This window comes from Shewanella sp. 1180_01 (genome assembly GCF_052850535.1).
In genome coordinates, this window is sequence record NZ_VXCT01000196.1 from 1 (window position 1) to 416 (window position 416).

The window sequence follows — 416 nt, forward strand, 5'->3', positions numbered from 1 at the left end:
CGCACTGCGCAAACTGTGCCGCACCATTATTGCCGACATGGGCGTAGATACCATGGTGGGTGAGCGGATTTTGAATCACACCTTGCCGCTACTGCTGCGAACGTACGTCAACAGCACTTTAGATAAGGGCATGTTGATGGCGTTGGATGCCTACCACGCACACTTAATCACGCTGGGGTTTGATGATGTGGCGCCCGAGATTATGCGCCAATCGACCACTGAGCCGAGTGAGCCAGACGAGCCAGACGAGCCAGACGAGCCAATGTTAGTGGGGTGGTTATGACAATGACAATCACAAAAACAATCACAAATAAAACAAGTGGGTTATGGACTTCACGCAGGAGGATTTATGGCTAATCGCGCCGCGGATGTATTGAAAGTAGGCCGCCGTTTACGGGGCATGACCCAAGACGAAG

The 416-nt window shown here is 52.2% G+C and carries 1 pseudogene; it reads left to right on the forward strand.

Annotation, left to right across the window (positions count from 1 at the left end):
- Positions 1–283, forward strand: a pseudogene (locus FW758_RS24830) (tyrosine-type recombinase/integrase); the annotation flags it as partial.
- Between the last annotated feature and the right edge of the window lie 133 nt (positions 284–416).